We start from the raw sequence: 425 nt of genomic DNA, 5'->3' as shown, positions 1-425 counted from the left end.
GGTACATCCCACTGGTCATCAAACTTAATTAAAGTCACGAATATATCATTACCTTCATCCGTTGAACCCGATACAACCATATAATCTATTTCACCTGTTGTTGCACAACCGCCTAGTAATACAGCAAACAAGCTAATAAGAAGTAATTTTATGATTTTGTCCATAATCTATATCCATTTAAGTTCAAGCTGCCCTTGAGGAATAGCTTAGTTACTTATTCTTACGCCACTGTGCTTGCCCAGAGCCAAGCTCGTGTAATACACGGCCTGTTCTATTTCTGTCAGATCGTGCATTTGATAACCATACTTTTATCTCGCCACTATCCCCCATGCCAACAATTAAATAAGGCCTGATATTTTCTTCTACTTCTCCTGTGCTTATCCATGCATAAGCAGGTAAATTTTTAGCTAATTTATAACCATTTT

General features: G+C 37.4%; 1 pseudogene. It reads right to left on the bottom strand.

What is annotated here, in order from left to right:
* Window positions 1-210: 210 nt before the first annotated feature.
* Window positions 211-425: pseudogene (locus H5154_RS23185) on the bottom strand (DUF2931 domain-containing protein); the annotation flags it as partial.

It is taken from the genome of Pseudoalteromonas sp. SR44-5 (assembly GCF_014163675.1).
GTDB classification, from domain to species: domain Bacteria; phylum Pseudomonadota; class Gammaproteobacteria; order Enterobacterales; family Alteromonadaceae; genus Pseudoalteromonas; species Pseudoalteromonas rhizosphaerae.
The sequence above is the reverse complement of the archived record's forward strand: the minus strand, read 5'-3'. Positions and strand labels throughout refer to the sequence as shown.